The organism is Actimicrobium sp. GrIS 1.19, assembly GCF_035984655.1.
Classification (GTDB): domain Bacteria; phylum Pseudomonadota; class Gammaproteobacteria; order Burkholderiales; family Burkholderiaceae_D; genus Actimicrobium.
In genome coordinates this window covers 1-25,662 of sequence record NZ_JAXCHT010000003.1, presented here as the reverse complement: position 1 = coordinate 25,662, position 25,662 = coordinate 1, and the positions used below count along the sequence as shown (strand labels likewise).

21 protein-coding genes are annotated in these 25,662 nt (G+C 62.8%); 8 read left to right on the top strand and 13 right to left on the bottom strand.

All coding sequences use genetic code 11. The features are described 5' to 3' along the window. Nucleotides 1-7 precede the first annotated feature (7 nt). Nucleotides 8-418: a PPC domain-containing DNA-binding protein gene (locus tag RCH09_RS03355; protein WP_326939631.1), complete on the top strand. Its 411-nt coding sequence runs from the start codon at nucleotides 8-10 to the stop codon at nucleotides 416-418. On the opposite strand, the gene RCH09_RS03350 is transcribed toward RCH09_RS03355, so the two are convergent. Next, complete coding sequence (locus RCH09_RS03350) at nucleotides 395-1,345, bottom strand: sulfurtransferase (protein WP_326939630.1); 951 nt, start codon at nucleotides 1,343-1,345, stop codon at nucleotides 395-397. The genes RCH09_RS03355 and RCH09_RS03350 overlap by 24 nt on opposite strands. A 308-nt stretch (nucleotides 1,346-1,653) precedes the next feature. On the opposite strand from RCH09_RS03350, the gene RCH09_RS03345 reads away from it, so the two are divergent. The 3 genes from RCH09_RS03345 (at nucleotide 1,654) to RCH09_RS03335 (ending at nucleotide 6,643) form a co-directional block, all read left to right on the top strand. Next, a complete protein-coding gene (locus RCH09_RS03345) occupies nucleotides 1,654-2,778 on the top strand; it encodes an efflux RND transporter periplasmic adaptor subunit (RefSeq protein WP_326939629.1) in 1,125 nt (374 codons plus the stop codon). Nucleotide 2,779: 1 nt separating this feature from the next. After that, complete coding sequence (locus RCH09_RS03340; RefSeq protein ID WP_326939628.1) at nucleotides 2,780-5,980, top strand: efflux RND transporter permease subunit; 3,201 nt, start codon at nucleotides 2,780-2,782, stop codon at nucleotides 5,978-5,980. 180 nt (nucleotides 5,981-6,160) lie between these two features. Beyond that, complete coding sequence (locus RCH09_RS03335; protein WP_326939627.1) at nucleotides 6,161-6,643, top strand: cache domain-containing protein; 483 nt, start codon at nucleotides 6,161-6,163, stop codon at nucleotides 6,641-6,643. A 38-nt stretch (nucleotides 6,644-6,681) separates the two neighbouring features. Here the strand turns inward: RCH09_RS03335 and RCH09_RS03330 are convergent, their stop codons facing one another. From RCH09_RS03330 to RCH09_RS03315, 4 genes are read right to left on the bottom strand one after another with little or no spacing between them, the layout of a single operon-like run. Beyond that, the gene (locus RCH09_RS03330; RefSeq protein WP_326939626.1) at nucleotides 6,682-7,821 is read right to left on the bottom strand and encodes an FAD-dependent monooxygenase; all 1,140 of its coding nucleotides are present in this window, start codon (nucleotides 7,819-7,821) and stop codon (nucleotides 6,682-6,684) included. Beyond that, nucleotides 7,818-9,158: an aminopeptidase P N-terminal domain-containing protein gene (locus RCH09_RS03325; RefSeq protein WP_326939625.1), complete on the bottom strand. Its 1,341-nt coding sequence runs from the start codon at nucleotides 9,156-9,158 to the stop codon at nucleotides 7,818-7,820. The genes RCH09_RS03330 and RCH09_RS03325 overlap by 4 nt, the downstream gene beginning before the upstream one ends. Beyond that, the gene (gene murU / locus RCH09_RS03320; protein WP_326939624.1) at nucleotides 9,155-9,874 is read right to left on the bottom strand and encodes an N-acetylmuramate alpha-1-phosphate uridylyltransferase MurU; all 720 of its coding nucleotides are present in this window, start codon (nucleotides 9,872-9,874) and stop codon (nucleotides 9,155-9,157) included. Before murU ends, RCH09_RS03325 begins: the two co-directional genes overlap by 4 nt. Next, entirely contained in the window at nucleotides 9,874-10,899 is a 1,026-nt protein-coding gene (locus RCH09_RS03315; protein ID WP_326939622.1) for an aminoglycoside phosphotransferase family protein, read from the bottom strand. Before RCH09_RS03315 ends, murU begins: the two co-directional genes overlap by 1 nt. 100 nt (nucleotides 10,900-10,999) lie before the next feature. Here RCH09_RS03315 and RCH09_RS03310 point away from each other — a divergent pair, with 100 nt between their 5' ends. From RCH09_RS03310 to rsmA, 4 genes are read left to right on the top strand one after another with little or no spacing between them, the layout of a single operon-like run. After that, entirely contained in the window at nucleotides 11,000-13,231 is a 2,232-nt protein-coding gene (locus RCH09_RS03310; protein WP_326939621.1) for an LPS-assembly protein LptD, read from the top strand. Between the two features lie 32 nt (nucleotides 13,232-13,263). Beyond that, nucleotides 13,264-14,628 carry a peptidylprolyl isomerase gene (locus RCH09_RS03305; protein WP_326939620.1) on the top strand — a complete coding sequence of 455 codons (1,365 nt, stop codon included), beginning with the start codon at nucleotides 13,264-13,266 and terminating at the stop codon, nucleotides 14,626-14,628. Continuing rightward, nucleotides 14,628-15,671: a 4-hydroxythreonine-4-phosphate dehydrogenase PdxA gene (gene pdxA / locus RCH09_RS03300; RefSeq protein ID WP_326939619.1), complete on the top strand. Its 1,044-nt coding sequence runs from the start codon at nucleotides 14,628-14,630 to the stop codon at nucleotides 15,669-15,671. The genes RCH09_RS03305 and pdxA overlap by 1 nt, the downstream gene beginning before the upstream one ends. Further along, nucleotides 15,668-16,447, top strand: a complete 780-nt coding sequence (gene rsmA / locus RCH09_RS03295) for a 16S rRNA (adenine(1518)-N(6)/adenine(1519)-N(6))-dimethyltransferase RsmA (protein WP_326939618.1) — start codon at nucleotides 15,668-15,670, stop codon at nucleotides 16,445-16,447. The genes pdxA and rsmA overlap by 4 nt, the downstream gene beginning before the upstream one ends. A gap of 633 nt (nucleotides 16,448-17,080) precedes the next feature. Here rsmA and gloA read toward each other — a convergent pair. The 8 genes from gloA to RCH09_RS03255 form a co-directional block, all read right to left on the bottom strand. Next, the gene (gloA, locus tag RCH09_RS03290) at nucleotides 17,081-17,470 is read right to left on the bottom strand and encodes a lactoylglutathione lyase (RefSeq protein WP_326939617.1); all 390 of its coding nucleotides are present in this window, start codon (nucleotides 17,468-17,470) and stop codon (nucleotides 17,081-17,083) included. 21 nt (nucleotides 17,471-17,491) lie between these two features. Beyond that, nucleotides 17,492-18,322 (bottom strand): M48 family metallopeptidase, encoded by an 831-nt coding sequence (locus tag RCH09_RS03285; protein ID WP_326939616.1) that lies wholly within the window; start codon nucleotides 18,320-18,322, stop codon nucleotides 17,492-17,494. Between the two features lie 18 nt (nucleotides 18,323-18,340). Further along, the gene (locus RCH09_RS03280; RefSeq protein ID WP_326939615.1) at nucleotides 18,341-19,081 is read right to left on the bottom strand and encodes a lysophospholipid acyltransferase family protein; all 741 of its coding nucleotides are present in this window, start codon (nucleotides 19,079-19,081) and stop codon (nucleotides 18,341-18,343) included. Nucleotides 19,082-19,111: 30 nt separating this feature from the next. Beyond that, nucleotides 19,112-19,651 carry a D-glycero-beta-D-manno-heptose 1,7-bisphosphate 7-phosphatase gene (gene gmhB, locus RCH09_RS03275; protein WP_326939614.1) on the bottom strand — a complete coding sequence of 180 codons (540 nt, stop codon included), beginning with the start codon at nucleotides 19,649-19,651 and terminating at the stop codon, nucleotides 19,112-19,114. Between the two features lie 23 nt (nucleotides 19,652-19,674). Further along, a complete protein-coding gene (gene glyS / locus RCH09_RS03270; RefSeq protein ID WP_326939613.1) occupies nucleotides 19,675-21,771 on the bottom strand; it encodes a glycine--tRNA ligase subunit beta in 2,097 nt (698 codons plus the stop codon). A 64-nt stretch (nucleotides 21,772-21,835) separates the two neighbouring features. Beyond that, complete coding sequence (gene glyQ, locus RCH09_RS03265; protein ID WP_326939612.1) at nucleotides 21,836-22,744, bottom strand: glycine--tRNA ligase subunit alpha; 909 nt, start codon at nucleotides 22,742-22,744, stop codon at nucleotides 21,836-21,838. Between the two features lie 70 nt (nucleotides 22,745-22,814). Then, nucleotides 22,815-24,332, bottom strand: coding sequence for an apolipoprotein N-acyltransferase (lnt, locus tag RCH09_RS03260; RefSeq protein ID WP_326939611.1), 1,518 nt, complete (start codon nucleotides 24,330-24,332; stop codon nucleotides 22,815-22,817). Further along, entirely contained in the window at nucleotides 24,325-25,209 is an 885-nt protein-coding gene (locus RCH09_RS03255; RefSeq protein WP_326939610.1) for an HlyC/CorC family transporter, read from the bottom strand. Before RCH09_RS03255 ends, lnt begins: the two co-directional genes overlap by 8 nt. Nucleotides 25,210-25,662 lie beyond the last annotated feature (453 nt).

Below are 25,662 nucleotides of genomic sequence, written 5' to 3'. Positions count from 1 at the left end.
TGCCGACATGCAACCCTTCCCGCTCCGCCTTCATCCCGGAGAAGACCTGCGTGCGGCCTTGTCCGCCCTTCTGTCCGAACAGGGTGTCGCCGCCGCCTGGGTGCTGCAGGGCATCGGCAGCCTGAGCGGAGCGCAGCTGCGTTTCGCCGGCAATGCCCAACCGACTGCGGTGCAGGGCGATCTGGAAATCCTCACGCTGGCCGGTTCGCTGTCGGTCGATGGCGTGCATTTGCATATGTCGGTGGCGGATGCGCAGGGTCAGGTCGCGGGAGGTCATGTCGCAGCCGGTTGCATCGTGCGCACCACTGCCGAAATCTTGTTGGTGCTGCTGCCGGCATGGCATTTCAGTCGCGCCGCCGACCCGCTGTCGGGCTGGGATGAGCTGGTGATTCGCTCAGTCGGCGGTGGCGTCGCCTGATGCTGCGATCCGGCAGATGACCGGGTTGTCGGGATCGCGGCTCCATTCGCACCAGCCGCCGTCGTACACGCTGATGTTCGGCCAGGCCATCAGCCAGGCATAGAAGAACGCCAGCGATGCGCGCCAGCCAGTGCCGCAATAAAACACCGTGTTGCGTTCCGGGCCGATGCTATTGGCGGCCCACCTGCGGGCGATGCCGCCTGCCGCACGCATGGTGCCGTCGGGATGCTGGAAGGCGCTCATGCTGTTGACATCGTCGCCCGCGCCGGCGTGTCCCCAGCGTGCACCGGCAATCCCGCCGCAGGCCGGAATGTAGCTATAGCCGGAGGTGGCGCCGATGAATTCTTTCCAGGTCCGGATGCTGACCAGCGTGCCGCCAGCCTGATGCAGCAGTTGGCGCGCGCCGTGCATGTCGGTCAGATACTCGGGACGGGCCGGAAAATCGGTGCCGAAATCGATGGCGGGACGGCATCGTTGCGCGGCTCCGCATGCTACCGGCAAACCCAGTCGACGCCAGCCGGCGTACCCGCCATCGAGCAAGCGGACATCGCCGACACCGGCATACAGCATCAATTGCGCGGCGCGTGCGGCGGCCAGCGCATCGCGGCTGTACAGGATCACGGTGGTGTCATGCCGAATCCCGTGGCCGAGCAACAGGCGCAGTAGCGCGTCGTCGGGCACCTTGTTCCAGACCGGCGCCTGTTCCAGCTCGGTCGTGTCAAGGTAGTCGGCTTGCGGGATGTGGTCGCGCAAAAAGGCGTCGCGCGTGCCGTAGCCGACTTCGAGCAAGCGCCAGGACGCGGCCGGTGCGGCAGCGATCGGCGTGTCGGCCAGCAGCCCGGCCACCCACGCCGGCGCGACAAGCTGCTGCCATCGGCACAGGTGCGCAGGAAATCCGGCGGGAACGACAGGGTGAGAAGCGGGCATCCGACTCGATTCGATGGGGTGATGGCGTAGGTCACGCGCAACCTGCTGGGGTGGCGCCGTTCCTTGTAGCGTATTGCCGCGCGCGCCGTCAACAAAAAGGACGGTGCGACCGCGCCGACAATATCCCTTTTTGTCATGTCGGCAGACGGCGCCGCGCGCTTCAGGCGATTGCCGCAGGGCGCCGTGAAAGTTGCTGCACGCAACGATCGTCACGTTATACTTCTGCTCATTTCTGACGAGGAATCGGGGCATCCAAAGCCATTTCCTGTCAATTTCACCACGTTGGTATCCATTTCAGGGTCGTCATCATGCTGCGTCATGCCTTGCTTTTCGTTGTCATTGTTTCCTTGCTGGCCGGTTGCAATAAAGCCGGACTATCCGCCGCTGGCGATGACAAGAAAACGGCCGGCAGCGAGAAGGCCTTGCTGATATCGCCGGAAGACCTGGTCACCTTGCACATCGATGACGTTGCCTCCGGCCCGGTCATCACCGGCACCGTGCAGCCTGAGCGCCGCGCCGACCTGCGTGCGGAAGTCTCGGCCGTGGTGTTGCAGATCCTCAAGGACAACGGCGAGCCGGTCAAGCGCGACGAATTGCTGGTGCGGCTGGATCAAACGTCGATCCGCGACACGCTGACGTCGGCCGACGCCACCGCGCGCTCGTCCGCGCAGGCGCTGGAGCAGGCCGGGCGGCAACTGGAGCGCCTGCAGACCTTGCGGCTGTCCGGCATGACCTCGACGCAAGCGCTGGAAGATGCGGAAATCCGCCGCAACAATCTGCAAAGCGATTTGATTTCTGCCAAGGCCCGCGCCGCGCAGGCGCGCCAGCAGTTGCAGCGCACCGAAGTGCGTGCGCCGTTCGATGGCGTGGTCAGCGACCGGCGCGCGTCGGTTGGCGATACCGCGCAAATCGGCAAGGAATTATTAAAAGTGGTCGATCCTGCCAGCATGCGCTTCGAAGGCCTGGTATCGGCCGACCGCATCAGCAGCGTGCGGGTCGGGCAAGCGGTGCGGTTTCGCGTCAATGGCTACAACCAGCAGGAATACGCCGGCGTGGTCAAGCGCGTCGCGCCATCGGCCAACCCGACCACGCGCCAGGTCGAGGTGCTGGTCAGCTTCGTCGGTGATGTGCGGCCCGGCGTGTCCGGGCTCTATGCGGAAGGCCAGATCGCGGCCGACAGCAGCAAATTGCTGATGCTGCCCGATGCCGCGCTGGTGCGCAACGGCGACAGCGCCTATGCCTGGCGCGTAAAAGGCGCGCTGCTGCAGAAAGTGGCGCTGACAATCGGGGTGCGCGATCCGCGTCGCGGCGACTACCCGGTCGTTGCCGGACTGGCCGATGGCGACAAGGTGGTGCGCAATCCGCTCATCACATTCAAGGATGGCCAGTCGGTCGAACTGGCTGCGGCGGTAAAAACGCGCACGGAGAAATAGCATGTTCCTGTCCGATTTCAGCATCAAGCGTCCGGTCGCGACGCTGGTCATCATCATTGCGCTGATGTGCCTGGGCCTGCTCGCGCTGCAAAAATTGCGCGTCAATTCGATTCCCGACGTGGAGCCGCCGGTGCTGCTGGTCAGCATTCCGTATCCAGGCGCATCGCCGGATACGGTCGAACGCGAAGTCATCAACCGGATCGAGAAAGCGCTGCAAAGCATCTCTGGCGTGTATCAGATCAACGCCACCGCCAACGAAGGCAGTGCCACCATCGTGATCCGCTTCAATTTCGACAAGAACATGATCGAAGCGTCGGATGAGGTGCGCAATGCGATCGCCTCGGTGCGCTACAAATTGCCGGCCGAAATGCGCGAGCCGATATTGCAGCGGCGCGATCCGGGCGCCGAGCCGATCATGCAACTGGCGCTGTCGGGCAAGGCACAATCGCACGCCGAGTTGTCGCGGCTGGCCGAAGACGATTTGTCGGACCGCCTGCGTGCCATCGATGGCGTGGCCGTGGTCACGGTCGGCGGTTCGCTCAAGCGCGAACTGTCGGTGTTGCTGCGCGCCGAGAAACTGCGTGAATACAACGTCTCGGTGGCCGATGTGGTCACGGCGCTGCGCAATCAGAACGCCACGGCGCCGGTCGGCAAGGTGCGCGGCGCGCTCGACGAGCAAAGCATCCGGCTGGTCGGGCGCATCGGCTCGCCGGCCGAGTTCGAGCAGATCGTCATCAAGCGCATCGGCGACGAAAAGGTGCGCCTCGGCCAGGTCGCCACGGTGGCCGATGGCTTTGCCGAATTGACCTCGCTGAGCCTGCGCAACGGCCTGCCCAATGTCGGCATGTCGATCACCCGCGCCCGTGTCGCCAGCACCGTGACGGTGGCCGACAAGGTGCGCGAAAAGGTCGCTGAAATCAACAAGACCCTGCCCAAGGGCACCACCCTCGAAATCACCCAGGATGGCGGCAAGGACGCCGAAGGCAATCTCAATAACGTGATCGAATCGCTGATGTATGGCGCGGTGCTGACCATCTTCGTGGTGTACGTGTTCCTCAATTCATGGCGCTCTACGCTGATCACCGCGCTCAGTTTGCCGACCTCGGTGATCGCTGCGTTCATCGCGGTGTGGCTGTGCGGCTTCACGCTGAATTTCATGACGCTGCTGGGCCTGTCGCTGGCCATCGGCGTGCTCATCGACGACGCGATCGTGGTGCGCGAAAACATCGTGCGCCACATGGAGCTTGGTTCCGACCGGCGCACTGCGGCACTGGAAGGCACGGGCGAAATCGGGCTGGCGGTCGCGGCCACCACGTTCTCGATCATTGCGGTGTTCATTCCGGTGGCGTTCATGCCGGGCACTGCCGGCCAGTGGTTCCGGCCGTTTGCGTTGACCGTGGCCAGTTCGGTGCTGGTCAGTCTGTTCATTTCATTCACGCTCGATCCGATGCTGTCGGCCTATTGGGGCGATCCGGCCGGGCATCATCTGGCGCCCAAGCGTGGTCTGTCGAAACTGCTGGAGCGCTTCAACCACTGGTTCGATCACCAGTCGGACCGTTATGGCCGGGTGATTGCATGGGCGCTGCACCACCGGCGCTGGATGGGCATCATCGCCGGGCTCAGTCTGATCGGTGCGCTGGCGCTGCATGCGAAGTTCGGCGGCTCGGCGTTCTTGCCGTCGGCCGACAACGGCACCATCGCCATCGAGGTGCGGATTCCGTCCAGCGGCAGTCTGGAGTACGCCAAGCTGAAGGTCGAAAAAGCCGCCGAGCTGGCGCGCACGCTGCCGGAAACCGTGGCCACCAACAGCACCGTCAATGCCGGCGGTGGGCGGATCTACGTCGACATCGGCAAAAGCGTCAAACGCAAGCGCTCCGCCATCGAAGTCGCCACCGCGTTGCGCAAGTTGATGGTGCGTCTGGTCGGCGCCGAATATGTGGTGCTCGACGATCTCAACAATGGCGCGCGCAAGCCGGTGCAGATCCAGTTCCACGGACCCGACGCGCGCCGCCTGATGAGCATCACCAGCGCCTATACCGAACAACTCGCCAAGGTGCCGGGCGCGGTCGACGTCGGCCTGTCCGAGCAAAGTCCGAAGGATGAATTGCAGATCGAACTGCAGCGCGGACTGGCCAACTCGCTGGGGATTTCATCGAACGATGCGGCGCAGGCGTTGCGGGTTGCATTTGCCGGCGTCGAGGTGGGCGACTGGGTCGATCCGACCGGTGAATCGCGCGATGTCGCGGTGCGCCTGCATCCGGATGACCGGGTCAATGCCGCCAACATCGAACGGTTGCCGATCGCGGTCAGCGGCAGCAACATGCTGGTGCCGCTGGAGCAGATTGCCACCATCACGATGGGCAAGGGGCCGGCGCAGATCCAGCATCTGGACGGCAAGCGGCTGATGTCGGTGTCGGCCAACGCGCAGGGCCGCTCGCCGGGTGAAATCACCACCGATGCGCTGGCACTGGCCAAGGCCATCGACTTCCCGCCCGGTTATGGCATCGAGCTCGGCGGCTCGGCGCGCGACCAGAAGGAACTGTTCACGGAAATGGCGATTGCGCTGGTGATGGGGATTGGCTTGATGTACCTGATTCTGGTGATCCAGTTTGGCTCATTCACCGCGCCGCTGGCCGTGATGATGTCCTTGCCGCTGAGCCTGATCGGCGTGGTGATCAGCCTGTTGCTGACGCACGGCACGCTGAATCTGATGAGCTTCATCGGCGTCATCATGCTCATGGGACTGGTGGCCAAGAATGCCATCCTGTTGCTCGATTGCGCGCGCAAGCGCGAAGCCGAGGGTTTCGATCGCGAAGAGGCATTGATGTACGCCGGCCGCATGCGCCTGCGCCCGATCCTGATGACCACCTTCGCGCTGATCGCCGGCATGCTGCCAGTGGCAATCGGTCTGGGCGAGGGCGGTGAATTCTATCGGCCGCTGGCGGTCGCGATCATCGGCGGCACCATCACGTCGACGATCCTGACCTTGCTGGTGGTGCCGACCTTCTACGACAGTATCGAGCTGTCGCATGATCGGGCACTAGCCAAGTTCCACCGGCGCGCCGAACGCGGCAATGCCTTCGTGGCGTTTGTGCTGACGCTGGCCGAAGCGCTGCTGGCGTTGTTGATGCTGCGATTGGTCTATCGCCTGTTGATGGCTGGCGCCCGGCGCCTGACCGGCCGGCCGGCGCGCGCAGTCTAGGCAACGCTCGCGCGCCGAGGGGGCGACAATTTGCCGGTGAGGTGTGGTAATCCGGCCACTTGTGATTTTTTATCATCGGCGGTCGGCCTCGGCAGGCGTAGTATTTATTGCGGTCAAGCAATCACGCGTAACTAAAACATGCCCCGGCCGAGGCACACCACCCCCTACCGAGAGACATTCATGAAGCTTTCCATCGCACTCGCACTCGCTGCTGTCACCGTTCCATTGTTCGTTGTCAGTCCCGCCTTCTCCGCTGCCGATCGCGGCACCGACGCTCAGGCCCAGGAAATGGTCGGCAAGGCCGTCGCCCTGATCAAAAGCGCCGGACCGGAAAAAGCCTACAAGGCATTTACCGACCACCCGGATGGCGCCTTCAAGGATCGCGATCTGTACGTGTTTGTTTATGATTTCGATGGCCTGTGCCTGGCCCAGGGCGCGAATGCCAAGATGGTCGGCAAGAACCTGATGATCATCAAGGACGTCGATGGCACGGAGTTCATCCGCGGCATGATCGACCTCGTCAAGGCCAAGAAAAAAGGCTGGTATGGTCCGTACAAATTCAACAATGTCGAGACCAAGACGATTGAGTCAAAACGGTCGTATTGCGAACAGGGCAGTGGCGACACCATGGTCTGCGTCGGCACGCACGTCGCGACAAAATAAGGCCGGTTGATGGTTGGCGCCAGTGCAGTCGCGACTGGCTAGCGCCAGCCGAACATCATCTGGTTGGCCAGCGCCTTCTTCGCCGGCGCCACCACATCGGTGATGCCGAGCGCCACGCCGAGCAGGCCCTGCGACAGCGCGCCGTCTGGCGCACTGGCAAACACGCGCGCCATGGTATCGGTAACGCGAATGGCCAGGTTGCGGTCGATGCGTCGTTGCGCGGCAAAGCGGGCCAATGCCGCCGGACCCGTCTCGGCCGCCAGCAGTCGCGCCAGCACCATGGCGTCGCGCAATCCGAGATTCATGCCCTGTCCGGCGACCGGATGCAGGGTTTGCGCAGCATTGCCGATGGCGATGCTGCGTGCTCTTGCGGTGCTGTCGGCGTTGAGGCCGAGCGGATAAATGAAGCGTTCGCCGACGGCCAGAAATTGTCCGACCCGTTCACCGAAGGTGTTCCCGATGGCACGCAGATACGTCGCGTCATCGTGTTGCATCAGGGCCGTGGCGGTGTCGGTGCGGGCACACCAGACCACCGCGTAGCCGTCGTCCTGCGGCAGCAATGCCAGCGGGCCTTCGGCGGTGAAGCGTTCGAAGGCGCGCTGCATCAATGGCGCGCTGGTGCGTACATGGGTGACGATGGCGCTCTGTCCATAATCGCGATGGCGGGCCCGGTTCGGCTGGTCGGCAAACACGCCGCCTTCGGCACGAATCAGTAATCCGGCGCTGGCGACACTGCCGTCGGCCAGCGTCAGGCCAATCTGTTCGGCCGTTTCGGCGACGGCACTGACCTGTTGCGGCCGGTTGATGTGCAGGCCGAGTCGCTCGGTCGCCGCCAGCAGCGCCGACACCAGCGCGCCGTAGCGCGTCACGTAGCCCAGCGCGGGCAAACCATACTCAGCGCAATCGATCAGCGTGCGGCCGAAGTGTCCGCGGCGGGATACGTGGATCTGCGCAATGGCCTGCGCCGGCACTGGCCAGGCTCCGACTTGTTCGAGGATTTGCCGGCTGCCATACGAGATCGCGATCGAACGCGGATCGGCGCTGACTTGCGCGGCGGTCTTTGCATCGAGCAGCAGAATACGCCCGGGCGCAACGCCGCGCTGCACCAGCAATGCGGCCAGCGCCAGGCCAACCGGGCCGGCGCCGCAGATGGCAATGTCGTGCGCGGGTGACGTCACTGGCGCATCATCGCTTCGATGTCGGCGACCGTTTTTGGCGCGGCGCAACTCATCACCTCGGCGCCGTCGGCGCTGACGGCGATGTCGTCTTCGATGCGGATGCCGATGTTCCAGAACCGTTCCGGCACACCTGCCGCCGGTCGCACATACAGACCCGGCTCCACCGTCAATGTCATGCCCGGGTGCAGGATGCGCCACGGTTTTTCGCCATTGGCCGCCAGCGGATCGGCCGTTTCGCGGTAGTCGCCGACATCGTGCACATCCATGCCCAGCCAGTGACCGGTGCGGTGCATGTAGAACTGGCGATAGTCGCCGTTGGCAATCACGTCGTCGCGCTTGCCGACCTTGTTGATGTCGAGCAGCCCGGTGTCGAGCATGCCCTGCGACAGCACGCGCACGGCGGCATCGTGACCGTCCATGAAGCGCTTGCCGGGGCGGATCTCGGCGATGGCGGCATCCTGCGCCGCCAGCACGATTTCGTACAACTCCTTTTGCGCGGGAGTAAACGTGCCGCTGGCAGGGAAGGTGCGCGTGATGTCGGAGGCATAGCCATCGAGTTCGCAGCCGGCGTCGATCAAGACCAGGTCGTGCGGTTGCAGGATGGCCGCGCCGGCACGGTAATGCAGCACGCAGGCATTCGCGCCGGTGGCAACGATCGAGGTGTAGGCCGGAAAGTCCGAGCCGTTGCGGCGGAATTCGTGCAGCAGTTCGGCTTCGATTTCGTATTCGTGCAGCCCGGGTGCGGCCATGCGCATGGCGCGGGCATGGGCCTCCGCCGATACCGCAGCGGCGCGCCGCATGATGGCCAGTTCGCTGTCGTCCTTGATCAGGCGCATTTCATTGAGCAGGCAGTTGACGTCGTGCGCGGCGCCCGGCGCGGCGATGCCGGCACGTGCCTGGATGCGGACTTTTTCGAGCCAGACCCGGACTTGCGCATCGAGCGCGGCGTTATGCCCCAGCGCATAAAACAGCGCCGGCTCATCGGCCAGCAGCTTGGGAATCACGGCGTCGAGCGCGTCGATCGGAAAGGCGGCGTCGAAGCCGAAGGTGACACGGGCGCCGTCGGGACCATGCCGGAAGCCTTCCCAGATTTCGCGCTCCACGCTTTTTTCGCGACAGAACAGGATGGCCTGATTCTTTTTGCCGGCCACCAGCACGATCACTGCTTCGGGTTCGGCAAAGCCGGACAGGTAATAGAACGTGCTGTCGTGACGATAGGGATATTCGGCATCGCTGTTGCGCTGGACTTCGGGCGCGGTCGCAATGATGGCGACGCCGCCGCCCTTGGCATGCATCTGCGCAATCAGGCTGGCGCGGCGGTTGGCGTAGGGAGTCATGGGCGTGGCCTTTCAGAGAAGGGCAGGTTCAGTTGCGCGAGGCGTTCGGGGGTGCCGACATCGGTCCAGTCGCCGCGATACACTTCGCCGCCGACCTGGCCGCGCGCGGCGTAATCACGCAGGATCGGCGTCAGGCGTGCGGCGGTGCCGGGAATAATAGCATCGAACATCTCGGGTCGATACACGCCAATTCCCGAGAAAGTAAAGCGCGGTTGGCCGTCATTGTTGACCGCAAAGGTGGTCAGGCCGAAGTCACCCTGCGGCACGTGCGGCGGGTTTTTCACCAGATACAACCAGGCGATGTCGCGCTGATCCGGCGCATACGGGTTGCCCCACATGTCGGCATCCACCAGCGCGGATTTGACCTGCTCGAAATTGAAGTGCGGGCAATAGATGTCGCCGTTGACCACGACGAACGGATGCGGGCCGAGCAGCGGGCGTGCCAGCGCAATCCCGCCAGCGGTTTCCAGCGCCGTGCCTTCGGCGGAATACTGCAGGGTCGCGCCGTAGCGGCTGCCATCGCCGAGCGCATCCTCGATCATCGTGCCCAGATGGGCGTGATTGATGACGATCTCGGTAATGCCGGCGCGTACCAGGCTCAGGATATGCCAGACGATCAGCGGGCGGCCGCGCACCTTGAGCAGCGGTTTCGGGCAGGTGTCGGTCAGCGGACGCATCCGTTCGCCGCGACCTGCGGCAACGATCATGGCTTTCATCAGAAGGTGTAGCCGACCGACGGCGCTTTGTCTTCGAACGCGTCGAGCAGGCGGATCAGCGGGGACAGCACCTTGTAGCGCCCGGCGGTCTTGCGCACGTAGTGCAGCACCAGCGGCAAGTCTTTCAGGTAGGCGTCCTTGCCATCCCGGTGATACAGGCGGGCAAAGATGCCGAGGACCTTCAGGTGGCGCTGCAGGCCCATGAATTCAAAGTCGCGATAGAACGCATCGATATCATGATTGACCGGCAAGCCGGCGCGCTTGGCGCGTTCCCAATAGCGTATGGCCCAGTCGAGAACGGTTTCTTCATCCCATTCGATGTAGGCGTCGCGCAGCAGGGACACCAGGTCATAGGTGATCGGTCCGTACAGCGCATCCTGGAAATCGAGGATGCCGGGATTGCCGCTGTCGAGCACCATCAGGTTGCGGCTGTGATAGTCGCGGTGCACATAGACTTGCGGCTGCGCCAGATTGTTTGCCAGCAGCGCTGTGAACACGCCGTCGAGTTCGGCCTGCTGCTGCCCGGTCAAAGTGACGCCGAGGTGCTTGTTGATATACCAGTCGGGAAATAGCATCAGCTCGCGCTGCAGCGTGGCGCGGTCGTATTCGGGCAGCACGTCCGGCTGGCTGTGCGCCTGGATGCGGATGAGCGCATCGATGGCGTCGAGATACAGCGGGTTGGCGGTGGCCGCGGTGAGTTGCTGCAAATAGGTGGTCGCGCCGAGGTCGGACAGCAGCAGGAAGCCGCGCTCGGCATCCTGCGCCAGCACCAGCGGCACCGACACGCCGGTCGCGCCAAACAGCGCGGCGATCGCGACGAAGGGCCGCACATCTTCCTGCGGCGGCGGCGCATCCATCACGATGGCGCTACCGCCGTCATGGGTGTCGACCCGAAAGTAGCGGCGGAAACTGGCGTCGGCCGAGGCCGCGCGCAAGGTAAGCGGATCGACTGGTGTGCCGGGCAATGTGGTCAGCCAGGCGGTCAAATCATGCAGGCGTAAATCAGGTGTGGAATGCAAAGACATGCAGCGGGCCGGGGAATCCGGTTCAGGGTGATTGAAGTCCCCTATAATAAGGTATTCAAATCAAAAAATCGCCTGCAACGGTGGTCTCAGCCCCCATTTCATGACCCGGTTTCCTGTTCCGTCCACCCCGCAGCGCCTGCTTCGCATCCTCACCACTGTCGTGGCGGCCGCCTCGTTGCCGAATTACGTACTGGCGCAGGCCGTGCTTCCCGTGGCGCCGCCCATTGCTCCGCCCAAGGCCGCGCAGCCTACGGATCGCGACGCGCCGGCCGAGATCAGCGCCGAGCAGATGACGGGCCGGCCCGATCGCGAGTTGCAGCTTGATACCAAGGTCGAAATCGTGCGCGGCAACACCACGATCACGGCCGATCACGCCAAGTATCACATCGTCGAAGACGAGGTCGATGCCGACGGCAACGTCCGCATGACGCGCAGCGGCGATGTCTACACCGGTGACCAGCTCAAGCTCAATGTCGATGCCGGCGAAGGTTTCGTCACGCATCCGACCTACAAACTGCTGCGCAATAACGGCCAGGGGCACGCTGACCGCATCAACTTCGAAGCCGAGGATCGCGCCACGGTCGTCGATGGCACCTACAGTACGTGCGAAGGTCCGGACCCGGACTGGTACTTGCGTTCCAGCCGGCTCGCGCTGGATACCTCGCGCGACGTCGGCATGGCGCGCAATACCGTGGTGTACTTCAAGGGCGTACCGATCCTGGGTTCGCCGCAAATGTCGTTCCCGCTGTCGGATGCGCGCAAGTCCGGCGTGCTGCCGCCCACGGTCGGCGCCACCAGCAAGGGCGGCCTTGAAATCACGGTGCCGTACTATTTCAATATCGCGCCCAACCGGGATCTGACGGTGTATCCGAAGATCATCGCGCAGCGCGGCCTGCAGCTCGGCGCCAGCGCGCGCTATCTCGATCCGTCGTATGCCGGCGAGACCCGCATCGAAGCGTTGCCCAGTGACCGTGAAGCCCATGCCGACCGCTGGGCGGTGTCGTCGATCCATACGCAGACACTCACGCCAGGCTTGACGCTGAACTGGAACATCAACGCCGCCTCGGACGACAACTACCGCACCGACTTCGCCAATACCATGACCGGCGCGTCGCAACCCCTGCTGCTGCGCGACCTGAACCTGACTTACAGCACGGCGTACTGGACGGCCATCGCGCGCACCACCAATTACCAGGTGCTGCAGGACCCGATCACACCGATCGCGCGGCCCTATGACCGGTTGCCGCAGTTGAACTTCACGGCCGCCCGTCCCGATGTCGCCGGTTTCGATCTGGCGCTGGACTCCGAGCTGACGCGGTTCTGGCATCCGACCCTGCAGCGCGGCGACCGCGTGTATGTCAACCCGAAAATTTCCTATCCGATCATTGCGCAGGGCTACTTCTTCACGCCGAAGCTGTCGTTCCACGCAACGCGTTACAACCTCGACACGGTGGCCAATCCGGGCGACAACAACACGCCGTCGCGCGCGCTGCCGACGGCGTCGCTGGATGGCGGCATGGTGTTCGAGCGGGATGCCAAATTCTTTGGCAAGGCAATGACACAGACGCTGGAGCCGCGCCTGTTCTACGTGTACACGCCGTATCGCGATCAATCGGCGCTGCCCAATTTCGACAGCGGTGTGGCCGATCTGAGTTTCGCCCAACTGTTCAGCGAGAACCGGTTCGTCGGCAATGACCGCATCAGCGACGCCAACCAGATCACGGCAGCGGTGACCTCGCGCTTCATCGAGCCGTCCGGCATCGAGCGGGCGCGGGTGGCCATCGGTCAACGCTATTATTTTGCCCAGCCACAAGTCACGCTGGGCACGGCGATCACCGACAGCCGGTCGGATTTGCTGCTCTCGGCCAGCGGCATGCTGAGCCAGTCGTTCTATGCTGAAACCAACATGCAGTACAGCCAGAGCCAGCACCAGCTCGATCGTGCCAACTACGGGGTGCGCTACCAGCCGGGGCCGATGAAGGTGCTCAACCTCCAATACCGGCAGGATCTGGCCAACGATCTGGAAAAGTCGGTGGATGTCTCGACGCAATGGCCATTTGCACAACGCTGGTATGGTGTCGGTCGGATCAACTATTCGATCAAGACCAGAAAGATTGCCGAAGGCCTGCTCGGGATGGAATACAAAGCCGACTGCTGGATTTTCCGGATTGTCGCGCAGCGCATTCCAACCGCGACCCTGCAGGCCACTACCTCCCTGTTCTTCCAGCTCGAATTAAACGGTCTGTCCAAGCTGGGGTCCAACCCGTTGGCCGCGTTGCGCTCCAGCGTACCGGGTTACCAAAACATCAATCAGACCAATACACGACCATGATCACGACATTTTCCAGGACTTCGGAACACACCATGCGCCATTATTTTTCTGTCCGTGCCTTGCCTATCGCTGCCATCCTTCTGACGCTCTTCGGCGCGCAACCAGTTGCCGCCCAGGTCAGCGCTGCTGCGCCCCAAAAAGCAGCGCCACAAGTCATCGATTCCATCGTCGCGGTGGTCAACACCGATGTGATTACACGCCAGGAACTCAACGAGCGCGTGCGCATGGTTGAAAGCCGCATGACGCAGCAGCGCACCCCCGTGCCGCAGCGCGCGCTGCTGGAGAAGCAACTGCTCGAACGCATGATCGTCGACCGCGCCCAGCTCCAGCTCGCCAGTGAAAGCGGTATCCGCATTGACGACGTGCTGCTGGATCGGGCGATGGGACGGATGGCCGAACAGAACAAGCTGTCGATGCAGGATTTCCGCAATCAGCTGGAGCGCGACGGCATCCCGTTCGCGCGTTTCCGCGAAGAGATTCGGGACGAAATGGCAATGCAGCGCATCCGTGAGCGCGAGGTCGACAACAAGCTGCAGATCACCGAATCCGAAGTCGACAATTTCATCGAAGCCGAGAAGAACGCACCGCAGGTCCAGCCCGAGTTCAATCTGGCCCAGATCCTGGTGCGCATTCCCGAAAACGCCTCGCCGGAACAAATTGCCTTGCGCCGCGCCCGCGCCGAAGACATCGCCCGTCAGCTTGCCGGTGGCGCCGACTTCGGCAAATTGGCCGCCTCGTATTCCGATTCGATCGATGCATTGAAGGGCGGCGAATTGGGCTGGCGCACCACCGACCGCCTGCCGCAGATTTTTGTCGATGCGGTGGCCAACCTGAACCAGGGCGACCTGTCGCCGCTGATCAAGAGCGCCAACGGTTTTCATATTCTCAAAGTGGTTGGCAAGCGCACCCAAAGCGTCGTCAAGGGCGGCGCCGGCACTGCCCCGCCAGCCGTGCAACAGACACATGCGCGCCATATCCTGATCAAGGTCAACACCATCGTCACCTCGGCCGAAGCCTTGCGCAAGCTGACCGATTTGAAGGCGCGTCTCGACAACAAGGCGGCCACCTTCGAAGAACTTGCCAAGCTGTATTCGAACGACCTGTCGGCGTCCAAGGGCGGCGATCTGGGCTGGATCTATCCCGGTGATACGGTGCCGGAATTCGAGCGCGCCATGAATCTGCTCAAACCCGGCGAAGTCAGCGCCCCGATCGAGTCGCCGTTTGGCTATCACTTGATTGAAGTGATCGAGCGCAAGAACCAGGATGTCTCGCAGGAGCGTCAACGCCTGCTGGCCCGACAGACCATCCGCGAGCGCAAGCTCGAAGAAGCCACCCAGGATTGGGTGCGTCAGGTGCGCGATCGCGCCTACGTCGAATACCGGCTGGAAGACAAATAATGACGGCAGTGCCAGCCAGAGTGCGTCCGACCATTGCGGTCACCTGCGGCGAGCCGGCCGGCATCGGTCCGGAAATCGCCCTGCGCGCGGCGTGGGCGCTGCGCGATGAAATCAACTGCGTGCTGATTGGCGACGCCGCGTTCCTGGCGATGGTGGCCGACCAGATCGACCCGGCCATTGCGCTGGCAGGAGTCTCGGTGCAGGCCCTGCGCAACGACGGACTGCCGGATTGGCCGTCGTCACGGCTGGTGGTGCTGGACTGTCCGCTGGCCGAGCATGTCGTGCCGGGCACGCTCGACGCCCGCAACGGTCGCAGCGTACTGGCCAGCCTGGACATGGCGATCGAAGGCACGCGCGCCGGCTGGTTTGAGGCGATGGCGACCGCACCGCTGCAAAAGAGCACCATCAACGACGCCGGCGTGCCGTTCACCGGCCACACCGAATACCTGGCCGAAAAAACCGCCACGCCACATGTCGTGATGATGCTTGCCGCCGCCGGCGAAACGCCGTTGCGGGTCGCGCTGGCGACGATTCATCTGGCGCTCAAGGATGTCCCCGCCGCGATCACGTTCGACAGCCTGAGCCGCACGCTGGACATTCTCGATCATGATTTGCGCACCCGCTTCGGGCTGGCCAAGCCACGCATCCTGGTGGCCGGCCTGAATCCGCATGCCGGTGAAGGCGGCTATCTCGGCCATGAAGAAATCGACGTCATGATTCCTGCCTTGCAGGCCGCCCGCGCGCGCGGCATCAGCGTGGCCGGACCGTACCCGGCCGATACGCTGTTCCAGCCAAAATATCTGAAGAACGCCGACTGCGTGCTGGCGATGTATCACGACCAGGGCTTGCCGGTGCTGAAATTTGCCAGCTTCGGACATGGCATCAACATCACGCTCGGACTGCCGCTGATTCGTACTTCGGTCGACCACGGTACCGCGCTCGATCTGGCTGCGCAGGGCGTCGGTCACGCCGACTACGGCAGCATGGTGGAAGCGATCCGGATGGCGGCGCAGATGGTCGCAGAATCGGTGGAATCGGCTTGAAACATATTGCCCGCAAACGCTTCGGCCAGAATTTTTTAACCGACAAGCAAGTCCTGCAAGACATCATCCAGACCATTGCCCCGCGTCGCACTGATGCGATGGTCGAGATCGGGCCTGGCCTGGGTGCGATGACGCAATTGCTGCTCGATGAACTGGACCAGCTGCACGTGGTGGAACTCGATCGCGATCTGGTCACACGTCTCGAAAAAACCTTCAATCCGAAAAAGCTCGTGATCCATTCCGGCGACGCGCTGAAGTTCGACTTCGCCGCGCTGCCACTGGCCGCAGGGCAGAAACTGCGCGTGGTCGGCAACCTGCCGTACAACATTTCCAGTCCGTTGCTGTTTCATCTGACCAGCTTTACCAGCATCGTGCAGGACCAGCACTTCATGCTGCAAAAGGAAGTCGTCGAGCGCATGGTCGCCCCGCCCGGCGGCAAGAGCTACGGCCGGCTGTCGGTGATGCTGCAATGGCGTTACGCGATGAGCCTGCGCTTCATCGTGCCACCGACCGCCTTCGATCCGCCACCACGGGTCGAGTCGGCCATCGTGCGGATGATTCCGCTGGAAGCGCCGCTGGCCTGCGATCAATTGGCGCTGGAGGCGGTGGTGCTGAAGGCGTTTTCACAACGCCGTAAAGTGCTGCGCAACTGCCTGGCCGGGATGTTCACCGAACACGATCTGATCGACGTCGGCATTGATCCGCAGGCACGACCGGAGACCATTTCGCTGGAGTTGTTTGTGGCGTTGGCGAATCGGTATTCGGCCGCGCACTGATGCCGACCGGGCAGGTCTGAAAAGGCGCCTGACGCAGTTTTGGGAGTGGCCGCGCATCGCCTTTTAGGGCAGTCGCGCATCACCTCCGCAGCAACCGGGGTCGGAGTTTTTTTTCGCGACGCCTTTCCGCGAAAATTACTCTGACCCCGATTGCGGGCTACGGAGTGCTGAGCTCGGTGATCAACCGTACGTATTCCATGGTCCGTCATCGGGGTCAGAGTAATTTTCGCGATGACCCGCTGCGAAAAAAACTCTGACCCCGATAACTCGGCTTGCCTTAACTTGAACAACCGCAAAAACTCCGCGCTGTCGTTGCAACGGTCGCACACCGCCTCGGCAGCAACCGGGGTCAGAGTAATTTTCGCGATGACCCGCTGCGAAAAAAAATCTGACTCCGATTGCGGGCTACGGAGTTCTGAGCTCGGCGATCAACCGTACGTATTCCATGGTCCGTCATCGGGGTCAGAGTAATTTTCGCGATGACCCGCTGCGAAAAAAAACTCTGACCCCGATAACTCGGCTTGCCTGAATTTGAACCGATGCAAAAGCTCGGAGCGGTCGTCGACGTGGTTGCGGACTACGGAGTGCAATGCCCGGTAATCAACCGCCCGCATTCCATGCGTCCGTTAGGGGCTACATGCCCTTGCGCTCAATCAGCTCGATCTTGTACCCATCCGGGTCCTGCACAAAGGCGATCACCGTGGTGCCGCCCTTGACCGGACCGGCTTCGCGGGTGACGTTGCCGCCGCTGTTGCGGATGTCGTCGCAGGCCTTGTAGATATCTTCCATGCCAATCGCAATGTGGCCATAAGCCGTGCCGGGGTCGTAGCTGTCGACGCCATAGTTGTAGGTCAGCTCTAGCTCGGCATGTTCGGGGTTGGTGCCATAGCCGACGAATGCCAGCGTGTATTTCTGGGATGGATTGTCGCTGGTGCGCAGCAGGGTCATGCCGAGCACCTTGGTGTAGAAATCGATCGAGCGTTGCAGGTCGCCGACGCGCAGCATGGTGTGAAGAAATCGCATGGTGGTGTTTGAATGGGAAGGTTAAAAGACCGGCAGGGTGGCCGGCACATGATCGCGCAAGGTTTTCTTGGCCAGTTCGAAGTCGGGGAAAATCGATTGCACGGTGGCCCAGAATTGCGGGCCGTGGTTCATTTCGCGCAGATGCGACAGTTCATGGGCGATGACGTAATCAATCAATGGCAGCGAAAAGTGAATCAGGCGCCAGTTCAGGCGAATCCGTCCGTCGGTGGTGCAGGACCCCCATTGGCGGGTGGCGGACGACAACGCATACGAGCGAAACGTCACCCCGAGTTTTTCTGCATACACCGGCAGCCGTTCGCCGAAGATGCGGCGGGCTTCGAATTGCAGCCAGCTCTGCACCCGGTCCTTGAGCTGCTGCTCGGCGGCAGCCGCCGGCAAGCTCACCGTCAGCTCGCGCAGTACGGCATCGAAGGCGATGCCAAGGCGCTGGCCGGTCACGATGCGCAGCGTCAGGGACTCGCCGAGATACGGCAGGCTTGCGCCATCGCGCCACTGCATGACCGGACGGATGTTGCGTGCGCTGCGCTCGCGCCGTTCGTTGAGCTTGCTGAAAATCCATTGCTGCTTTTCGCGAATCGCGCCATCGATGTCGGCCACCGGCACCCAGCGCGGTGCCGTCACCCGCAAGCCATCTTCGTCGATCATGAAACCAATGGTGCGGCGCTTGGAACGCAGCAGCGTGAATTCGAGAATGTGATTGCCGATGTGCAGGCGACGCTTTGGCCCGGAACTCGCGCCCGGCTCCGCCGGTGCGGTCAGCTCGGCCGCAAACAGATCCAGCTGCGCAGCCGGTGCTGTTGGGTCAGATGGAGTTTTGCGCAGCAGCTTCAAGGGGGAGTCGCGTGTGGTTTATCTGGAAGGATACATCGCCGGTGAAATCACCCGCATTTCGGATTCTATCCACTTTTCGACTTCCTGCATCAGACCGGCGGCATCCTTGCCTTGCGGCGAGATCGGCTGGCCGATCGAGACCGTAATCAGGCCGGGTTTCTTGATGAAGGAATTCTTTGGCCAGCACTCGCCGGAATTGACTGCAATCGGCACCACCAGCGTGTTGGTCTCGACGGCGAGGCGTGCGCCGCCGACCTTGTACTTGCCCTGGCTGCCAACACTGGTGCGCGTGCCTTCCGGGAACATGATGACCCACTGGCCGTCGGCCAGTCGCTTGCGGCCGTGCACCACGACCTGGGCAAAGGCGTCGCGGCCCTTGCTGCGATCAATCGGAATCATGCGCAGCAAGCCCAGCGCCCAGCCAAAGAACGGCACATACAACAGTTCCTTCTTCAGCACGAAGATTAGCGGGCGCGGCATTTCGCACAACAGGAAAATGGTCTCCCAGGCGGACTGATGCTTGCACAGCAGGATCACCGGCGCATCCGGCAGATTTTCCATGCCGCGCACCTGGTAGCGGATCCCGCACAGCACCTTGGCCAGCCAGATCATGAACACGTTCCAGCGCGAGGTGATGAAGTAGCGCGCGCGGTACGGCAACGGCAACGCGATGAAGCAGATGCAGGCCCACGGGATGGTCACGGCAATCATCACCAGCAGGAACAGCAGCGAACGCAACAGCAGGATGAAACGTGACATCGGTACTCCGGATAAAAGGTGAAAAAACGGTCAGGCAGTAGTGAGAATATGGTCGACCGCAGCGGCCAGGTCGGCGAACACGCGCGTGCCGGGCGGCAGGCCACCCTTGGCCTCGGTCTTGGCGCCCTTGCCGGTGCGGACCAGAAACGGTACGCAACCGGCGACAAACCCGGCCTGCAGGTCGCGCAGGGAATCGCCCACGGTCGGCACGCCCTTGAGGTTGAGTTCGAAGCGCTGGCTGATGTCGCGCATCATCCCCGGCTTGGGCTTGCGGCAGTCGCAGTGGTCGTCGACGCAATGCGGACAGAAAAACACCGCATCGATATCCGCGCCGACCTGATGCGCGGCTGCATGCATTTTTTGATGGATTGCGTTGAGCGTCGGCATGGTGAACAGGCCGCGCGCGATCCCCGACTGGTTGGTTGCCACTACCACGCGGTAGTTGGCCTGGTTGAGCCGGGCGATGGCTTCCAGTGAACCGGGAATGGCAATCCATTCGGCCGGTGATTTGATGAACGCGTCGGAGTCCTGGTTGATGACACCGTCGCGGTCAAGGATGATCAGTTTCATGGCGGCGGGAGGTGACGTGACGTTCAGGTCGCCAGCGTGGAAATATCGGCGACCCGGTTCATCATGGCGTGCAACTGCGACAACAGGGCGATGCGGTTGGCGCGCAGCGCCGGGTCTTCGGCCATCACCATCACGTCATTGAAGAACGCATCGACGTTGTTGCGCAACTGCGCCAGCGACTTGAGCGCGCTGCTGAAATCGGCCGCGGCAAAGGCAGCGTCGAGCTGCGGTTGCGCCAGCTGCATGGCTGCATGCAGCACCCGCTCGGCGGGCTCCTGCAGCAGATCGGCGCGCACCGCGCCCGGCGTGCCGTCGGTCTTTTTCAGGATGTTGGTAATGCGTTTGTTGGCGCCGGCAAGCGACTCCGCTTCGGGCAGGGCGGCGAAGGCTTTCACGGCATCGAGCCGGTCGACCAGGTTGTCGAGCACGTCGGGTTGCTGCGCCACCACCGCCTCGATCTCGTTCGGGGTGAAACCGCGTTCGCGCAGCAGGCCACGCAAACGGTCATACAGGAAGGCGGGCAGGGCGCTGCCGGGATGCTGGAAGGCGGCATTGCTGGCGAACAGCCCGGCGGTGGTATCGACCAGCATTGCCAGCGACAGCGGCAGACGCTTCTCGATCAGCATGCGCAACACGCCGAGGGCGTGGCGGCGCAACGCGAACGGGTCCTTGTCGCCGGTCGGCTGCAGGCCGATGCCCCAGATGCCGATCAGCGTCTCGAGCTTGTCGGCCAGCGCGACGGCGGTGCCGGTGGCGCTGGTCGGCAACGCGTCGCCGGCGAAGCGCGGCTGGTAATGCTCCGAGATCGCCAGCGCGACTTCCTCCGGTTCGCCATCGTGGCGGGCGTAATACGTGCCCATGATGCCTTGCAGCTCGGGGAATTCGCCCACCATGTCGGTGACCAGATCGGTCTTGGCCAGCAGCGCGCCGCGGGTGGCGAGGTCGACATCGCCGCCGAGCGCCGCGGCAATCATGCCGGCCAGCGCCGCCACGCGTTCGGTGCGTTGCGCCTGGGTGCCGAGCTTGTTGTGATACACGATGCCGGCCAGCGCAGGCAGCCGCTCGGCGAGGGTCTTTTTCTGGTCCTGCTCGAAAAAGAACTTGGCGTCCGACAGCCGTGGCCGCACCACGCGTTCGTTGCCGCCGATGATGTGCTGCGGATCGTCGGTGGCGATGTTGGAGACAATCAGGAAGCGCGAACGCAGCTTGCCGCCGGCATCGGTCAGGGCAAAGTATTTCTGGTTGGTCTGCATCGTCAGGATCAGGCATTCCTGCGGCACCGCCAGGAATTCAGGTTCGAAATGGCAGACATACACTTGCGGCCATTCGACCAGCGCGCTGACTTCATCGAGCAGCGCTTCCGGCATCAGCACCTGGTCGTCGCCGGCGGCTGCCAGCAATGCCGTGCGAATGGTTTCCTTGCGTTGCTGCGGATTGGCGATGACACGGCCGGCATCGGCGAGCGTGGTGGCATAGCTGTCGGCGCTGGCAATGCGCAACGCGCCGTCGGACAGGAAGCGGTGGCCCAGCGTGACGCGATCGGCTGTCAAGCCCAGCAATGTCAGCGGCAGCACTTCCTCGCCAAACAGCGCGATCAGCTTGTGCACCGGACGCACGAATTGCACCGTGCTGCCATCGGGCCGCTGGTAGCTCATCAGTTTCGGAATCGGCAGTTTGGCGACGGCTTCGTCGAGCACGGTTTGCAGGCCGTCGCGCAGGGCTGCGCCAGGGGCGCTGTAGCTGTAGAAGAAGCTGTCGGCCTTGCCGTCGGCGGCGCGTTCCAGATCGGCCAGTGTCGGCGCCGGACCGCTCAGGTTGGCCGCCATGGCGGCGAGTTTCTTCAGCAGGGGCGGGGTCGGATTGCCGGCAGCATCGAGCGCGACCGACACCGGCAGCACCTTGTCGCGCATGGTCTTGACCGGCGACATCGCGCGCACATCGGTAATCGTCACGGCCAGCCGGCGCGGTGTGGCAAAGGTGGTTGCCTGTGCCTCGGCGCCGAGGAAATCGCGCGCCTTCAAGCCATTGACGACCCCGTTGGCGAAGGCCTCGCCCAGTTTGGCCAGGGCCTTTGGCGGCAGTTCTTCGGTAAGCAGTTCGACCAGTAGCGTTTGATTCATGGTGGGGCGGGTTTCCGATGCGAGGCCGCCCGGATGCGGCGGCGAAAATGAATGGGGTGGTCGGTCAGGCGATCTGGGCGACGGGCTCGCACATCGGAAAGCCGAGCTTCTCGCGCGACTCCAGATAGGCTTGTGCGACGGCGCGCGAGAGGTTGCGGATGCGGCCGATGTAGGCGGCCCGTTCGGTCACGGAAATGGCCCCGCGCGCATCGAGCATGTTGAAGCTGTGCGCCGCCTTCAGGATCATTTCGTAGGCCGGCAAGGTCAGCGCCAGCGCCATCAGCCGCTTGGCTTCGGACTCGTAATTGGTGAACAGCGAAAACAGGAATTCGGTATTGGCGTGCTCGAAGTTGTAGGTCGACTGCTCGACTTCATTCTGATGGAACACGTCGCCATAGGTCAGGTCGCGCGTGGCGCCGTCGCGGCGCTCGGTCCAGATCAGGTTGTAGACATTGTCGACGCCCTGCAGATACATCGCCAGCCGCTCGATGCCATAGGTGATCTCGCCCAGCACCGGCTTGCAGTCGATTCCGCCAACTTGCTGAAAGTACGTGAACTGGGTCACTTCCATGCCGTTGAGCCAGACTTCCCAGCCCAGGCCCCAGGCGCCCAGGGTCGGGTTTTCCCAGTCGTCTTCGACAAAGCGCACGTCGTTCTTTTTCAGATCCAGTCCGAGCGCTTCGAGCGAGCCGAGATACAGGTCCAGGATGTTTTCCGGCGCCGGCTTGAGCACGACCTGGAACTGGTAATAGTGCTGCATCCGGTTCGGGTTGTTGCCATAGCGGCCGTCCTTGGGGCGGCGTGATGGCTGCACATAGGCAGCACGCCATGGCTCCGGCCCGATCGCGCGCAGGAAGGTCGCGGTGTGCGAGGTGCCGGCGCCGACTTCCATGTCGTACGGCTGCAGCAGTGCGCAGCCCTGGGCGTCCCAGTATTGCTGCAGTTTGAGAATGACTTGCTGGAATGTGAGCATGGCGATCCGGGGTGCAGATGAAGGTTCTCTTGCCAGTGAAGTCAGCAAGGTTGGAGCAAAGACAAGGATTTTAGCGGGTTTTCGGTGGCAAAGGCTCACGCGTGGCGAGCTTTTTGCGTCGCAGCACGTAGCTGGCCAGCAGCATCAGCAGGCTGCTCGCCAGCACTGGACGATTGCCGAGCACGATGTATGGTGTGTTGCCGGCATAGCCCTGTACGGACGCGCTCAGCACGCCGTTGGTCAGCGGCTTGAGCTGGCTCTGCACATGGCCCTTCTGATCAATCACGGCAGTCATGCCCGTATTGGTGGCGCGCAGCATTGGGCGGCCGGTCTCCAGTGCGCGCATCTGTGAAATCTGCAGATGCTGGGGCAGCGCGATCGAGTTGCCGAACCAGGCGATGTTCGAGACGTTGAGCAGCATGGTGGTGCCCGCCGCCGCGCCGGCCAGCTGGTCGGCGATCTCTTCGCCGAACAGATCCTCGTAGCAGATGTTCGGCAGCACCTGTTGATCCTTCACTGCCAGCGGCAGTTGCAGCGCCGCGCCGCGGCTGAAGTCACCCAGCGGCATCTGCATCATGTCGATGAACCAGCGAAAGCCGAACGGGATGAATTCACCGAAGGGCACCAGATGATGCTTGTCGTAGCGATACGTCTGGCCGCCCAGCCCGACCACGCTGTTGGTGTAATGGGTGGGTGAATCCGCCAGCGGCGCACCCAGCAGCAACTCGCTGTGCGTGGCGTGGCCGAAGTCGGCCAGCAGCGGCAGATAATCGGGCGGCAGCTGGCCCAGAAATACCGGCACCGCGGTTTCCGGCGTCACAATCAGGTCGGCCGGCGCGGCGGTGATCATGGCGTGATAGAGCTGCAGCGTGTCGGGCACGCGGGCCGGATCGAATTTCATTTCCTGCGGCACATTGGCTTGCAGCAGACGGACTGTGATGGGATTGCCGTGCGGGGTGGTCCAGCTGACCTGTTGCAGTACCGCGCCGCCAATGAACAGCAGTGCCGGCAGCAGCGCCAGCACACGACGCTGCGGCAACAGGACCAGCACCCCGGCAATGATTGCGCTGAGCAGGCCGATGCCATACACGCCGATCAGCGGCGCGAACCCTGCCAGCGGCCCGACGTTGTGTGCATAGCCGGCCGACAGCCACGGGAAACCGGTAAAGATCCAGGAGCGGGTCCATTCGGCCAGCAGGAACAGCGCCGGTAGCAACACCAGCAAAAACACGATCTCGCTGCTGTGCCAGCGCTGACGCAGGCGGGCTGCGATGGCGCCCATCGCGGCAAACAGGCAGCCCAGAAACAGCGCCAGTCCTGATACCGCAATGATGGTCATCCATGCCGGCAGGTCGCCGTAGTCGTGCAGGCTGATGTAAATCCAGCTGGTGCCGAACAGCATCCAGCCGAAGCCATACATCCAGCCCAGCAGGGCGCTGCGGCGCACGCTGGCGGTGCGCTGCAACTGCCAGAACAGGAATGTCAGACTGAGGATTTGCAGCGGCCACCAGCCGAACGGCGCGAAGGCCAGCACGTTGATCGCGCCGGCGCAGAATGCCAGGGCGATGCCGGCACGGCGGTCAAACAAGGTCGTCTACCGCGAGCTCGGTGAATTTTTCAACCAGCAGGACATGCACCTGGCGGGCGTCGGCGCGCAGCACCTCAAAGCGCAACGGGCCAATGTCGAACACATCGCCCTTGCGTGGCACGCGCGACAGATGGTTGGCGACCAGGCCGCCGATGGTGTCGACGCCTTCATCCGAGAGCGACACGCCCAGTTCCTCGTTGAACTGCGCGATCTCGGTCAACGCCTTGACGCGCCATTTGGCGCCGTGGACGCCGTCCTTGATGGCCAGGATATTGTCTTCTTCTTCGTCGAAATCGTATTCGTCCTCGATATCGCCAACGATTTGCTCCAGCACGTCTTCGATGGTGATCAGCCCGGCCACGCCACCGTATTCATCGACCACGATCGCCATGTGATTGCGGTTGGCGCGGAAATCGCGCAGCAGCACATTGAGGCGTTTGGATTCGGGAATGAAGATGGCGGGGCGCAGCATGTGGCGCACATCGAAGGACTCTTCCGCGTAGTAGCGCAGCAGGTCCTTGGCCAGCAGGATGCCGACCACCTTGTCGCGTTCGCCTTCGACGGCGGGAAAGCGCGAGTGCGCCGTATCCAGCACCATCGGCAGCCATTCCTCGATCGGCTTGGCGATATCGACCATGTCCATCTGCGAGCGCGGGATCATGATGTCGCGCGCCGACAGGTCGGAAACCTGAAACACGCCTTCGATCATCGACAGCGCATCCGCATCGATCAGATTGCGTTCGTGGGCATCCTGCAGAATTTCAAGCAGCTCGGCACGGTTTTCCGGTTCCGGCGAAATCAGTGCGGTAAGTCGTTCAAATAACGAACGATGGGGCTTGGCGTCGGGGAGTTTAGCGCCAGTAGGGTGATCTTGCATTGTGCGGTCGGCGGAAGGCGCGACGTTGTTTCGATGCCGGTGAGGATACACCAAAAGTGTTTTGGCGCAGCTGAAAACCAGCATCTCCCTTGCGCTGCGGCGGGTTTTGCGGCGCGCCCTTCAGCGGGTTCTAGCACGATTTGCGGACGAATGGCTGACCGACGGCTGGCGCGCAGCGTATCCGATCGGACTACAGGACGGTCATCAAGGTGACATTTAAGAAAGTTAGGGAAACGCGGATTTATTCGTCAATACCGGCCAACTTATTTCGAAGCATAACCGTTATAGCAAGATAGCCATCAACACTTCCCCCAAGATGAAGCCAACGTCGCCGAGCCAAGTCAGTTTCGCCCAAGCGGAGTACGACAAGAAGAAAAAGCGTACGCGGCGCGAGATATTCCTGGGGAAGATGGACCAGGTCGTTCCGTGGGCGAGGTTGATGGAAGTGATCGA